Annotated in this window: 9 protein-coding genes; 7 read left to right on the forward strand and 2 right to left on the reverse strand. The window is 44.7% G+C overall.

Translation table 11 applies throughout. The annotated features are described in order from the left end of the window. Window positions 1-318: 318 nt before the first annotated feature. Together OCV37_RS17590 and OCV37_RS17595 are read left to right on the forward strand one after the other, a co-directional pair. Window positions 319-849: a DUF3750 domain-containing protein gene (locus OCV37_RS17590; RefSeq protein WP_038184972.1), complete on the forward strand. Its 531-nt coding sequence runs from the start codon at window positions 319-321 to the stop codon at window positions 847-849. 441 nt (window positions 850-1,290) lie between these two features. Continuing rightward, complete coding sequence (locus OCV37_RS17595) at window positions 1,291-3,177, forward strand: FAD-dependent oxidoreductase (RefSeq protein ID WP_038184967.1); 1,887 nt, start codon at window positions 1,291-1,293, stop codon at window positions 3,175-3,177. Between the two features lie 106 nt (window positions 3,178-3,283). On the opposite strand, the gene OCV37_RS17600 is transcribed toward OCV37_RS17595, so the two are convergent. Beyond that, on the reverse strand, window positions 3,284-5,605 hold the full coding sequence (locus tag OCV37_RS17600; RefSeq protein ID WP_038184964.1) for an FdhF/YdeP family oxidoreductase: 2,322 nt from the start codon (window positions 5,603-5,605) through the stop codon (window positions 3,284-3,286). Window positions 5,606-6,265: 660 nt separating this feature from the next. Between OCV37_RS17600 and OCV37_RS17605 the strand changes: the two genes are divergently transcribed. From OCV37_RS17605 to dbpA, 4 genes are all read left to right on the forward strand, one after another. Beyond that, window positions 6,266-6,652: a YybH family protein gene (locus OCV37_RS17605; protein WP_038184961.1), complete on the forward strand. Its 387-nt coding sequence runs from the start codon at window positions 6,266-6,268 to the stop codon at window positions 6,650-6,652. 809 nt (window positions 6,653-7,461) lie between these two features. Next, window positions 7,462-8,133 carry a hypothetical protein gene (locus tag OCV37_RS17610; protein ID WP_038184958.1) on the forward strand — a complete coding sequence of 224 codons (672 nt, stop codon included), beginning with the start codon at window positions 7,462-7,464 and terminating at the stop codon, window positions 8,131-8,133. Between the two features lie 147 nt (window positions 8,134-8,280). Further along, on the forward strand, window positions 8,281-9,471 hold the full coding sequence (locus OCV37_RS17615) for a DEAD/DEAH box helicase (protein ID WP_038184955.1): 1,191 nt from the start codon (window positions 8,281-8,283) through the stop codon (window positions 9,469-9,471). A gap of 89 nt (window positions 9,472-9,560) precedes the next feature. Beyond that, complete coding sequence (gene dbpA, locus OCV37_RS17620; RefSeq protein ID WP_038184953.1) at window positions 9,561-10,946, forward strand: ATP-dependent RNA helicase DbpA; 1,386 nt, start codon at window positions 9,561-9,563, stop codon at window positions 10,944-10,946. Between the two features lie 164 nt (window positions 10,947-11,110). Here the strand turns inward: dbpA and OCV37_RS17625 are convergent, their stop codons facing one another. Then, window positions 11,111-11,458, reverse strand: a complete 348-nt coding sequence (locus OCV37_RS17625) for a hypothetical protein (RefSeq protein WP_245609153.1) — start codon at window positions 11,456-11,458, stop codon at window positions 11,111-11,113. 440 nt (window positions 11,459-11,898) lie between these two features. Here OCV37_RS17625 and OCV37_RS17630 point away from each other — a divergent pair, with 440 nt between their 5' ends. Continuing rightward, window positions 11,899-13,437: a bifunctional GNAT family N-acetyltransferase/carbon-nitrogen hydrolase family protein gene (locus OCV37_RS17630; protein ID WP_038184950.1), complete on the forward strand. Its 1,539-nt coding sequence runs from the start codon at window positions 11,899-11,901 to the stop codon at window positions 13,435-13,437. Window positions 13,438-13,473 lie beyond the last annotated feature (36 nt).

A 13,473-nucleotide genomic window follows, 5' to 3' on the forward strand; every position in this document is an offset into this window, starting at 1 on the left:
GTGAGCTGTGAATCATCCGGCGTTACTTATGACACGGATGCGCAAGACGCAAAGCGGGCACGGAATACCAGTGCCCGCTTTTTCATGGTTGCCTCAAACAGCACCTTCTGTTGTCTGTCCCCTCAATCTGGTGTCTGTCCCTTTAATTTCGTGAATTTAAAAACGGATGTCTGCCCTTTCAATTCCGGTTACTTTTCGGGTGTCTGTCCTTTCAATGATTCAATACAGACCGAAAAAGATGCCAGTTATGTCTTTTGCGCCTGAATTGTCTATAGTTGCGTAAGAATCCGTTATATCGTGTATTAAGGACGTTCAACCATGCTTAGATATCTCTTGATAGTATTTGTGATGCTCGGTGCTATCAGCTGCAGTGGTGGAGACTGGCGTACCGCGAGCCGTGAACCTGCTGGCATCGCGCCGGAACCGGAGCAAGAAAAAGAAGCCGTGATTGAAGTGTATGCCGCCGATGCATTCGGCTGGCGAGGCTGGTTTGCTGTACACACTTGGATTGCACTAAAGCCGGTCAATGCCCCCGAATATACGGTCTATGAGGTGATTGGCTGGCGACTCAAGCAAGGACGCCCGGTTCTGACCCAATATCAGACAAAACACCCGGATCGCTACTGGTATGGCTCTAAACCAACAAAAGTGTTGTCAGTCCAAGGTGAGAAAGCGAGTCAATTGATCCCTGAAATTAAGGCTGCCATTCAATACTATCCATGGGCAGATGAATACAGCCTGTTCCCGGGACCAAACAGTAATACATTTCCGGCATGGGTTGGTTTACAAGTCCCCGCTCTGGGATTAAAAATGCCTTTTCGTGCCATTGGTAGTGGTTATGCGAATTAGCTGAGTTCTGATCACCGGCAGATATTTTTCACCCGATTCTTTTTGCTGTGATCAATGTACTGAGCGCGCGGCTGGCAGTATATCCATATGCTCATCGGGCCTATTCATGCTTGTGCACACAATTGAAATGAAATAGCATACGTAAAAACAGACGAATAGTGTGGTTTTTGTCTATTTCATGAATATTTTCAGATAGATATTATTATTCTGATGAATAGTTTCAGTGAATCAATTGATTGAGTTTCGCTCATTTCAATTCAAAATCATCACCGATACTCATCTCAAAAATACACCAAAATACGAGCATATCTGGATTGATTCCGTCATACTGAATCTTGATAGTAATGAGAAGTGCATCAGGACGATCACACTGTTTATGAGCTGGATATCAGAAGCTCTGATGATCAGAAATTTGGTTATCAGAAACAATGGAGAGTCATCATGATGAATATTATGATCGATGGATCAGCTTACACAGTCGATCCGAATCAGACACTGCTCAGTGCGACAAGAACCTGTGGGATTGACCTGCCGTCACTCTGCGATACCGATGATGCTAACGCGATTCATCAACACTGTGAACTCTGTGAGGTTGACATTCTCGGCCGGGGAATCGTCTCCGCTTGTCAGGAAATGCCCGTCGAAGGCATGGTGATCACCACAACATCCAGTCACCTCTCAGAACGCAGAAAAAAACATCTTCAGGACATTCTTTCTCAACCCAATATCATCTGTAGTGAACCGCCTTGTCAAACCGCCTGCCCTGCCCATGTCGATATTCAACAATATTTGGCACTTATTGCACAGGGTCACTATCAGCAAGCGATTGCCGTCATCAAAAAGACACTCCCAATGCCCTTGTCCATTGGCCGGGTATGTCCGGCTTTTTGTGAGTCCGGATGTCAGCGCCAGCAATTAGATGAACCACTGGCCATCCGTCAGTTAAAACGCCATGCAGCCGATCATGATCTGGCCGCATCTCAGTCTTATCTGCCAGAAAAAAAAGCAGAAAAACAGAAGAAAATCGCCATTGTCGGCGCCGGACCGGGCGGGCTCAGCTGTGGCTATTTCCTGACCAATGAAGGTTATGATGTCACTCTATTCGAGGCCATGCCCCAAGCAGGTGGATGGCTCCGCTATGGCATCCCTGAATACCGGCTGCCGAAAGCAATTCTTGATCAGGAAATTGACTTGTTGTGTCGTCATGGCATGACCATCAAAACCAATCAGCGACTCGGTAAGGATTTTCGGCTTTCAACACTGAGCGACCATTATGATGCGGTCTGTCTCGCGATTGGTGCCTCGCAAGCCAGCGGTATGGTCTATCCCGGCAGTGATCTCGACGGCTGCTATCTGGGTGTGGATTTCCTGAAAGATCACATGCTCGATCAACAGTGTACCGTCGGTCAGAATGTTGCTGTTATCGGGGGCGGTAATACGGCCATTGACTGCGCCCGGACCGCGCTACGCCTCGGAGCACAAACCTCGATTATTTACCGTCGCTCCCGGGAAGAAATGCCGGCAGAGGAGTATGAAATCGAAGCAGCAGAAGATGAAGGTGTCCAATTTTATTTTCTGACCAACCCTGTCGAAAATATCGCTGATCAAAATGGCCGGGTCTGTCAGGTCAAACTGGAACGGATGGCTTTGGGAGAACCAGATGCATCCGGGCGCAGACGTCCTCAACCAACGGGAGAGTATATGACAGAATCCTTTGATACCGTCATTTCAGCGATTTCCCAACAAACCGATGTCAGTTTCCTCGATGGCGACAATATCACGCTACCGCTTAACCGTTATCAGACTATCGATGTGAATGAGGACAATATGTTCTCCGGTTCACACAATATTTTTGCTATCGGCGATTTTCGTCGGGGTCCGGCAACCGCGGTCGAAGCCATCGCCGATGGTCGCAAAGCTGCGTATGGTATTGATCGTTTTCTCGGAGGAGATATGGAAACGCTCTACACCGAATCTTTCCGGGAAAGAAATATCACCAGAAGTCATCTGATCCGGCCCGAGCATGTTCAAAAACTGAAAGACGAACTTCGCACAATCGTACATGGCGATACACCGGAACAACTTGATCAGGCACTGACACAGGCCATGCAACATATTCTGCGGGCAAAAATGCCGGAACTGACATTAGCAGAACGCCAGCACAACTTTAAAGAAGTCGAAACAGGTTTTACGGATCAGATTGCGATGAACGAAGCCCGTCGCTGTTTAAGTTGTGGTTGTCCGGATGGTAATGATTGTAAACTCCGCCATTACGCAACAGAGTATCATGTCGATAAGTCTTTGTTGCCTCATTCAGATTGTGCTTAAGTGAATCACGTGGTTCAGAAAAATCCATGATGAAACACACGATCCAAATACAACAAGGGGCAGATATCTGCCCCTTGTTTCGTTGCCATCAATCAACATCAGTGTTCTAGAGCGTTGCATGACGATCACTGATTAATACAGACGCGCTCTGCGTCGGAACCAGCACCACCGCCACCATCTTCGATGTTGGTGTATCGCTCCAGTCTCCTTTACTTTCCAAAGGGATCAACGCATTCGCTTCAGGAAAATACGCAGCCACATTGCCCTGTGGGATTTGATACGGTACAACCTTAAAGTTATAAATTTTCCGCTGGACGTCATCGGTCCAGATCGTCTCGATATCGACGCGCTCTTCCGGCTTTAGGCCCAGTAACTCAATATCCTTTGGATTGAGGAAAATCACCTGACGCTCTCCCTGAATTCCCCGATAGCGGTCATCATACCCATAAACCGTGGTATTGTACTGATCATGTGAACGCATGGTCTGGAGAATAAAGACTGGCTGATCAGTCATACGCTGCGGATCAAACGACAAGATATGTTCCGGTAGTGCATTGGCTGCCATCACCGCCTTTCCCGAAGCGGTTTTCCAATTCAGCTCTCTGGCACTATTCCCCAGGTAAAACCCACCGGGTATATCGAGGCGCTGATTGAAGTTGTCAAAACCGGGAATGGTCTGCTCAATCAAGTCACGGATGCGATCATAATTATCCGCCAGCGATTGCCAGTCGACCGGATTGTGCGCGCCCAGTGTGGCTTTGGCAATCCCGACCAAAATCGCCACTTCTGAACGAATCGATTCTTCACTCATATCTACTCGCCCGGACGAAGCATGCACCATAGAGAACGAATCCTCGACTGTCACTCGTTGTTCGCCACTGGCCTGCATATCAATATCGGTACGGCCCAGACATGGCAGAATCAACGATGCCTTACCGGGATTGACATGGCTCCGGTTCAGCTTGGTTGCAATATGAACCGTCAATTCACACTGACGCATCGCTTGTGTCACTCGCTCAGTATCCGGTGCCGCCGCAACCAGATTCCCGCCCAAACCGATAAAAACTTTACTGTCACCACGCGCCATCGCCTGTAATGCATGATGCACATTATGTCCATGGGCTTGCGGCGGACGGAATCCGAATACTTTTTCAATATTATTGAGCAGTGCCTGCGGCGGATGGTCGTTGATACCGACGGTCCGATCCCCCTGCACATTCGAGTGACCACGAACAGGACACAATCCCGCTCCCGGCTTGCCAATTTGTCCGAACAACAATTGTAAATTGACCAGCTCTTCGATAATGGCAACTGAGTGTTTGTGCTGCGTAATCCCCATTGCCCAAGTCACAATCCGTCTTTCTGCATGAAGATAAATATCAGCCACCTGCACGATTTCATCCTGAGTCAAACCGGATTGCTGAATGATCATCGACCACGGGGTCGCTTCAACCTGTTCAAGGTATTCGGACAATCCTTGTGTATGCTGCTCGATAAATGCTAAGTCAAACACGGATTCGCCACGTTGTATTGCAGCCTGATGATATCCCAGCAGGACTTTGACGATACCGCGGACAACCGCCATATCGCCCCCCAGTTTCGGCATGAAATAGTGACTGGTTGTCGGTGTCGAACTGTTACTGATCATTTCCAGTGAGTGTTGCGGGTTGGTAAAACGCTCTAAACCCCGTTCTTTCAGATTGTTGAAAGCAACAACTTTGGCACCACGTCGATAGGCATCGCTCAACGTTTCAAGCATTCGGGGATGGTTGGTCCCCGGATTTTGTCCGAATAAAAAAATTGCATCGGCTTTTTCAAAATCATCAATGGTGACCGTACCTTTACCGATCCCGATACTTTTCCCTAGCGCGTAACTGGTCGCTTCATGACACATATTGGAACAGTCAGGAAAATTATTGGTACCAAAGCGACGGACAAACAGTTGATAAACAAAAGCAGCCTCGTTGCTGGCCCGGCCTGAGGTATAAAATTCGGCCTGATTAGGATCATCAAGCAAATTCAGATAATTGGCGATCATGTCGTAGGCATCTTCCCAGCAGATCGGCTCATAGTGATCTGTATCCGGGTTATAACTCATCGGTTCGTTGAGACGCCCCTGATATTCGAGAAAATAGTCTGTCTGCTTATTCAGCCAGTCGACAGAGTATTGTGCAAAAAATTCCCGTCCGACCCGACGAGATGTTGCTTCCCAGTTCACGGCCTTCGCACCGTTTTCACAAAAACGAAAACGTCCCGGAACCCCTTTCTCACCCCAGGCACATCCCGGACAGTCAAAACCGTGATCCTGGTTCGTGCGCAAAAGGTTAGATATATTTTTTGCGACATTTTCACTTTTAAACAAATGTTGAGTTGTTGCTTTTAAAGCACCCCACCCACCGGCAGAACCTGAATATTTTTTATAACTCATTTGCTTCTCTTCTTATTCTTGATGTTCAGAAAACATCCGCCAATGCAATGCCATCATACGAATCATGTATCCGTATCCAGTCACTCAATCAGGCCTCTCTCCCGCCACATAAATCGTCAAAAGATGACATCTACATCCTCTTTTAACGCACCAATCAACACACTCAAAAACCTTCAAATGAATAAAAATGACAATGTCAGCTCAGTTTCACCGAAAACGATGCAGGAATTAGTTAGGAAGTCGAAAGCATGTTGAAAAGAAAGAAACCTGATTTGGATACCGCAAAAATACCTCTTAGCAATGATTGAGGTCAATAAACGGCAGTTCATTATCACCTCGATCCAAATACCACTTTTGCCATATTGAATGCCAACTGTTGAATATTAACCAATGTTTTATGTGATTTCGCCTCAATATTAATAATAAAAACAAAAATAAAATCATATTTTCCATAAATGATAGAATCACTTAACATTGAATCTCTGCCGTGTCTTTTAACTTTGAACAAGAAACCGCTCAAGCACGTATTCTGTGTTTATGAACAGAATTTTTGGATGACACAAACCATATAATGATGTCATCTTATTCATCTGTATGACGCCAATATTACCAAGACTATCTATGGAAAATTTCGGTTATCAAATAACTAACGGAGAAATCATGAACCATCCAGTCATTGAACAAATCAAAAAAGCGGATCAAGCCATTATTGCAGAGGATTTTGATACCTTACTTAATATCTATACTGATGATGCTGTTTTAGTGATAGAGCCCGGCAACAATGCTGTGGGGAAAATGGCCATTCGAAAGGCCTTTGAAGCCATCGCCGTTTATTTTAAAAACGGCTTACAAGTCAAACAGCAAGGGTTAGAAGTACTCGAATCGGGAAATACGGCACTAGTTCTGGCAAATACCGTTGTTTCTGCTCCCAATTATCCCGAAATAATCCGTAAAGCAACTTATGTTTTTACTAAAAATTCTCAAGGAGTTTGGTTGTGCTCAATCGATAATTCGTATGGTCATGAGATTATTGGTCATTCTATATAATTTGATGGTTCTTCATCTGAATGCATCAATTTTAATATCTATGGGTCGAGGTACCGAAGACATGGCGAACATATAACATAGCCACTTAATAATAATGAAGATTATTGGTTAAAATATATGACTGGACCGCTTTAATTCACGTTGATAGACTCAAATCGGATCATCCGGGTGAGATTATTTACCAATTGTCGCCCTGCCAGATGCTTATTCAGCCAAATCCTTGAAGCCGTCGCAAGAGACAAATACTCAGGCTCAGAGGACAACACAACACTCATTGTCTTAATACTTGGTATGGTCAGCTGAGATATACCGAGGATATAGTCAAGATTGACTACATACGGTCTATATCATCACTTTCGCCCCATATACATGCATATCATTATTATAGGGTATATCTAATGACCGACCACCTGTGCATGACATTCTCCGCATTTTTATCGATTACTAATGACGTTTAGTTGATAAATCATACGATTATCGTCATGTTATTCTATACCTGCGGCGTGAAGCATTGTGAACGTCGCTTATCGATAAATATCATTAGGTCATAGATGTTTGCTGAGATTATTTACAAGTTGTCGCCCTTCCAAATAATGATTCAACCGAACCATCGGCTGTCATTACCCCATTGGTCGCTGAGCACGAACACAACGAACAAAAGAGGAAGTTAATAAAAATAGCTCACGTGACGCACTTCCAGAAGAAAAGTCAGCACATGTTGCTGACATATTGCACGAAAAACGATACAAAACATTTTAGAAAATGTAGCACGCACTCTATGTTTCATAACATTCAGGCTAAGGGAAGTTATGTATAAAAAATTAAGCATTATTTTATTGTCTGCACTCATCACTGCATGTTCCAGTGGATCAATCGGTGGATTGCTACCTGCACCCAAAATCGTGCATGGAAAACTGGAAGGCTTGACCTATACCTCACCACAGGGTGACTTAACGATTACAGCACCCGCCACAGAAGCTCATGGCGAGTGGACCTACACGCAAGTGAAAGAACATTCTGAAAATACTCCCGATCAACAAGATACTTTCGTCGGATTCAAAACACCTTACGATAACCATTTTTACACTGCCGAAGTGGTGAACTATAAACATGACAAGGCACTCACTGAAAAGCAGTTTTTACAACTCAAAAAAGGCAACTTAGAGCGTATGATAAGCGCTACCGAAACACGTTGGGGAAGTAAAGTTGAAAAGCTCAATGAGACCCGTATTGATTGTCCTGACAATCAATCATTTACCTATACAATATTGAAACAAAAAATCACATCATACGAACTTAATTTTGTAAAATACTATTTAGTTTCTCAATCTTTTCAAGGAAATAGTCTCGCCATTGTTACCAGTGAATTGAATTTTGATTTAAGAAACACACGGATTCCCGAAATCGATATTAAGAACGCAAAATATACAAAACATCGCGCATTTACATGTTCTTTAGAATATGGTGCTTCTGCCACCTGACACGTCACAAAAAATTGCCGCTTGGGGCGTTCCCTAATGCGGCAACTTTCTTTCGCTTCCCATAGATAAAGCTCTCATCAAAACCGAGTTCGTGCTAGAATCGCGCGCTTTGTTCATTTAGCCGCGCCAAAATCACCAGAGGTCATTATGTCATTTGAGAAACTCGGACTCCGTACGCCCCTCCTTCAAGCAATGAGTGAGCTTGGGTATCATCAACCGACGACGATTCAGAGTCAGGCTATCCCGATCATTCTACAGGCACATGACCTCATTGCTGCGGCACAAACCGGCACAGGTAAAACCGCTGGATTTGTCCTCCCGATCCTGAACAGGCTCGCACAAGGACAAACTCAGCGTAAAAAACGCATTCGGGCTTTGATATTAGTCCCCACTCGAGAGCTGGCAATTCAGGTTGCGGAGAAAATCAGCCAATATGGCAAATATCTTCCCCTGACATCTCTCGCAATTTATGGTGGCGTTGATGACAAATCCCAGAAACAAACCCTGATTGATGGTATTGATATACTGGTCGCAACCCCGGGACGACTACTCGATCTTCACCATCAACGGGCCGTTTACTTTGAAGAAGTTGAGGTTCTCGTCCTTGATGAAGCAGACCGAATGCTGGATATGGGATTTATCGATGATCTGAATAAAATTCTTGATCGGCTGCCGGAAAATATTCAACACTTATTATTCTCTGCGACGTTATCCAACAAAGTACGTGATTTGGCCAAAACAGCCGTCCACAATCCACGTGAAATTACCATTGCAGCGAATCAGGCTTCCAAACCCAATATCGAACAATGGCTGATCCCTGTTGATAAGGATAAAAAATCTGCTCTGCTCGCTCATTTGATTCAAGAGAACCAATGGGATCAAGCACTCATCTTCATTGAAACCAAACATGGTGCGGCCAAGCTGGTTAGTCAGTTGGAGAAACGCGGTATTCAGGCCGAAGCCTTTCATAGTGGTCGTAGTCAGGTTGTCCGGGCTAAATTACTGGAAGATTTTAAACACGGTCACATCAAATATATGGTCGCAACCGGTGTAGCAGCCCGAGGTATCGATATTGATTCACTACCACGTGTGATCAACTACGATCTGCCTTTTCCTGCGGATGAATATGTGCACCGCATCGGCCGGACCGGAAGAGCCAATGCATCCGGTGAAGCTATCTCCTTTGTTTCTAAAGATAATTTTAAAAATTTGTGCATGATTGAAAGCCGCCTCGGCCATTTAATCGAACGCAGAAACGTTGCCGGATTCGAACCAAAAAAACCGGTCCCAATCTCTATTCTGAACTATGTCCCCAAACATAAACGAACGCATTCTTGAACCGTTCAATTGACATTCGGTTTGAAATATCAGCAGACCATGACATAACTATCAGCAACCCAATTTCAACTTATATAAGGAATGCCCTCGTGAGCCAGTTACCTTTTTCATCCCTGCCTTTATCTGCGGAACTGCTACAAAGCCTTGATGCTCTTGGCTATACATACATGACGCCAATTCAAGCACAAAGCCTGCCTTTTCTGCTTCAGGGAAAAGATATTATCGGGCAGGGAAAAACCGGTTCGGGCAAAACCGCAGCATTTGGCCTCGGCTTATTACATAATCTCAACGTAAAACGCTTTCGGGTCCAGTCACTGGTCCTGTGTCCAACCCGAGAACTGGCGGATCAGGTCGCCAATGAGATCCGTTCGCTGGCAAGAACCGTACACAATATAAAAGTGCTCACGCTCTGTGGTGGGATGCCAATGGGCCCGCAAATCGGCTCTTTGGCTCATGGTGCACATATTTTAGTTGGTACACCGGGACGTATTCTTGACCACTTACAGAAAGGTCGAATTGATTTATCCGAATTAAATACATTGGTCTTGGACGAAGCCGATCGCATGTTAGAGATGGGCTTTCAAGACGCACTGGATGCCATTATCGAACAGGTCCCTTCACAACGACAGACATTACTGTTCAGTGCCACGTTTCCGAATCAAATCCAGTCCATTGCACAGCGGATCATGCACCAACCTGAGTGGATTAAAGTCGAATCAACTCATGATAATGCCTCCATTCAACAAGCATTCTATCAAGTTGGCGGAGATGATGATCGCTTACTCGCATTGAAAAAACTACTGCTTGCTTACCAACCAGAATCAACCGTTATTTTCTGCAATACCAAACGTGAAGTTCAAAGTGTCGCCGATGCGCTCTACCATGATGGCTTCAGTGTGATCGATTTACACGGTGATCTGGAACAACGGGAGCGAAACCAAGCGCTGGTTCAGTTTGCCAATAAAAGTGTCTCCATTCTCATTGCAACCGACGTTGCTGCTCGTGGTCTGGATGTTGATCAACTCGATATGGTCATTAACTATCACCTCTCACGCGATCCAGAAGTACATGTGCACCGAATCGGTCGGACAGGCCGGGCTGGCAGTAAGGGCATGGCGTGCAGCCTGTTCAGTGCCAACGAAGGGATTCGGGTCGCTCAAATCGATGAATATATGAACACGCCGATTGATCCGGTTGCCCTACCGGCTGATGACGTACTCAATCGCTCACCATTTCAACCTCAGATGGTGACTATTGAAATCTCCGGCGGTAAAAAGCAAAAAGTCCGGGCCGGTGATATTCTTGGTGCCATCACAGGTGAACATGGTATCGAAGGAAAACAAGTCGGAAAGATTAATCTATTTGATATGCGAGCTTATGTCGCCGTCCACAAAAGTGTCGGGAAAAAAGCGGTGAAAAAGCTGGAAAATGGGAAAATAAAAGGCCGCTCTTTCAGAGCTCGACTTATCAAATAAAATATGAAGAGAATATAAATGACCTGATATTATTAACATATAGGTCATTTATCTATATAAGATATCTGTAAAGTCGTTAAACAAAAATATCCCAGTATTATTCGCGCTGGGATATTTGACCGCCCATCACCTGATGTTTTTATACCAGACAATCGTTATTCAGATCAGTCAGAAATTTGAAACTCAATAATATGACACATATGTCCGACTGGCGTATCAACCCCTTGTGTAACCACTTTTACAGTTTTCTTCGCAACATATGCAGCCATTAATGCGGACATCATCCCCTTACTGCCCGGATCATTTTCATTAATATATGACCAAGATGGATTTTTCGGTCCACCATGGCAATGCCAAGCTCCGGGATTATTCGAAATAACCCGAAAATGAAAATTTGTCGGACCCGACATAAAAATAGAACTAATCTTAAATGCTGCCGGATATTCTGCAGCCTGAAGAGAACCACTCAGCGCAATTCCCATAACAATTAAACTTCTAAAAAAGTTTTTCATTGCTGTTCCTATATAATGTCAAAAGAATGATCACTCCTGAACGGATAAATGAAATTTTTGGAGTCATCGAGAAGGTTCGAAATTGTATCAATCTCATGAAATGTTGCAATCTTTCTGTTATTGAAGCATTGGAAGTATAGATTTAATTTGAAATAGCAGCCGAAAGTACTAATCCTCAGAAAGAGCGAAAACCTATGCTGACGTATCTGTCCTCACAACGCTTATTGCTATTGCGATCATAAAAGTCTTTCAGGCGTCTGTCCTCATAACTTTGTTGGACAGAACAGCCGCTTTATGAGTAAAGTAATTGATAACAAAAGCCTAACCAATACCCGACTATTCTACTAGGTTAATTATGGTATACTCGTGAAAACTTCCCACCGTAAAACTACGTTAGGCAAGACCAGTACATAATCAAATCAAAGCATCCAGAGGTACTTATGAAAACGTCCAACCCGCGACTAACACTGCGTGTGATTGAAAAGAGTGATTACGATGAGCTCGCTGAGCTCATGGATCTCGTCTTTCCTGATGTAGGTGGGGCATGGCCAAGAATGACCATCATGGATCTGATTCGCCAATTTCCAGATGGGCAGATCTGTATCGAAGATAATGGAAAAATTGTTGCTGCGGCACTCACGATCAAAGTGGATTACAATCGTTACTCCCTACCCCATGTTTATACCGATATTGTTGATGAAAACAATGTCATTCAACATAACCCACATGGTGATGCGATGTATGGTCTTGATGTCTTCGTGCATCCTGACTATCGCGGAATGCGTTTAGGGCGGCGTTTATACCATGCGCGTAAAGAACTTTGTCAGAGTGAAAATTTAAAAGCCATTCTGGCTGGCGGCAGAATCACCGGTTATCACAAACTCTCTGATGAATTAAAAGTCGCTGAATACATTGAACAGGTAAAACGTAAAACCATTCACGACCCGATCCTCTCCTTCCAGCTTGCCAATGACTTCGATGTCAAACGGATTATGCGTCACTATCTGCCGGAAGATGATAAATCTCAGGGCTACGCGACACTGCTTGAGTGGGATAACTTCTTTTATGAAGAAGATCAATCGTCAATCCATGAACTCGATAAAACCCTCGTCCGTATTGGCATTGTACAATGGCAGATGCGTCAGGTGACCAGTCTGGAAGACTTACTTGAGCAATCTGAGTTCTTTATTCGCTCATTATCAAACTATAAGGCTGACTTTGCACTCTTCCCTGAGTTTTTCAATGCACCACTCATGGGGCTTCAGCAAGACCAAACCTCCGTCGAAGCGATTCGCTATCTTGCATCCTTTAGTGAAGCGATTAAACAGCGTTTTTCTGAACTAGCCATCACATACAACATCAATATTATCGCTGGTAGTATGCCCGAAGAACGGGATGATAAGCTGTACAATGTCTCTTACTTGCTTCATCGCGATGGTATGATTGATGAGCAGTTGAAGATTCACATCACCCCCCATGAACAACGTGACTGGGTTATCGATGGCGGAAACGAAATCGGCGTATTTGAAACCGATGCGGGACGTGTTGGTATCCTGATTTGTTACGATAGCGAGTTCCCGGAACTTGGACGGATGATGGCAGAAAAGGACGTGCAAATCATGTTTGTTCCGTTTTGGACCGACACCAAAAATGGCTATCAGCGCGTCCGCCTCTGCTCACAAGCCAGAGCCATTGAAAATGAATGCTATGTCGCGATCGGTGGTAGTGTTGGCAACTTACCCCGCGTGGATAATGTGGATATTCAATACGCGCAGTCCGCCGTATTTTCACCATCCGATATTTTCTTCCCGCACGATGCAACGATCGCAGAAGCCAGCCCGAACACTGAGATGATTATTTTTGCCGATGTTGATCTAGATAAATTGAAGCAGCTAAATACCGAAGGTTCTGTGACCAACTTACGTCACCGCCGTCTCGATGTTTACGGTGGATTTACGCAACCGAAATCAGGTAAATAGTCATCGTCAATACGAAAAGGAGGGCCCCCCTCCTTT

The sequence above is a fragment of the Vibrio rhizosphaerae genome, from assembly GCF_024347095.1.
GTDB classification, from domain to species: domain Bacteria; phylum Pseudomonadota; class Gammaproteobacteria; order Enterobacterales; family Vibrionaceae; genus Vibrio; species Vibrio rhizosphaerae.

Excerpts from the sequence above, each read along its gene's own strand:
- OCV37_RS17590 (WP_038184972.1), top strand. The coding sequence starts at position 319 with ATGCTTAGATATCTCTTGATAGTATTTGTGATGCTCGGTGCTATCAGC.
- OCV37_RS17595 (WP_038184967.1), top strand. The coding sequence starts at position 1,291 with ATGATGAATATTATGATCGATGGATCAGCTTACACAGTCGATCCGAAT.
- OCV37_RS17600 (WP_038184964.1), bottom strand. The coding sequence starts at position 5,605 with ATGAGTTATAAAAAATATTCAGGTTCTGCCGGTGGGTGGGGTGCTTTA.
- OCV37_RS17605 (WP_038184961.1), top strand. The coding sequence starts at position 6,266 with ATGAACCATCCAGTCATTGAACAAATCAAAAAAGCGGATCAAGCCATT.
- OCV37_RS17610 (WP_038184958.1), top strand. The coding sequence starts at position 7,462 with ATGTATAAAAAATTAAGCATTATTTTATTGTCTGCACTCATCACTGCA.
- OCV37_RS17615 (WP_038184955.1), top strand. The coding sequence starts at position 8,281 with ATGTCATTTGAGAAACTCGGACTCCGTACGCCCCTCCTTCAAGCAATG.
- OCV37_RS17625 (WP_245609153.1), bottom strand. The coding sequence starts at position 11,458 with ATGAAAAACTTTTTTAGAAGTTTAATTGTTATGGGAATTGCGCTGAGT.
- OCV37_RS17630 (WP_038184950.1), top strand. The coding sequence starts at position 11,899 with ATGAAAACGTCCAACCCGCGACTAACACTGCGTGTGATTGAAAAGAGT.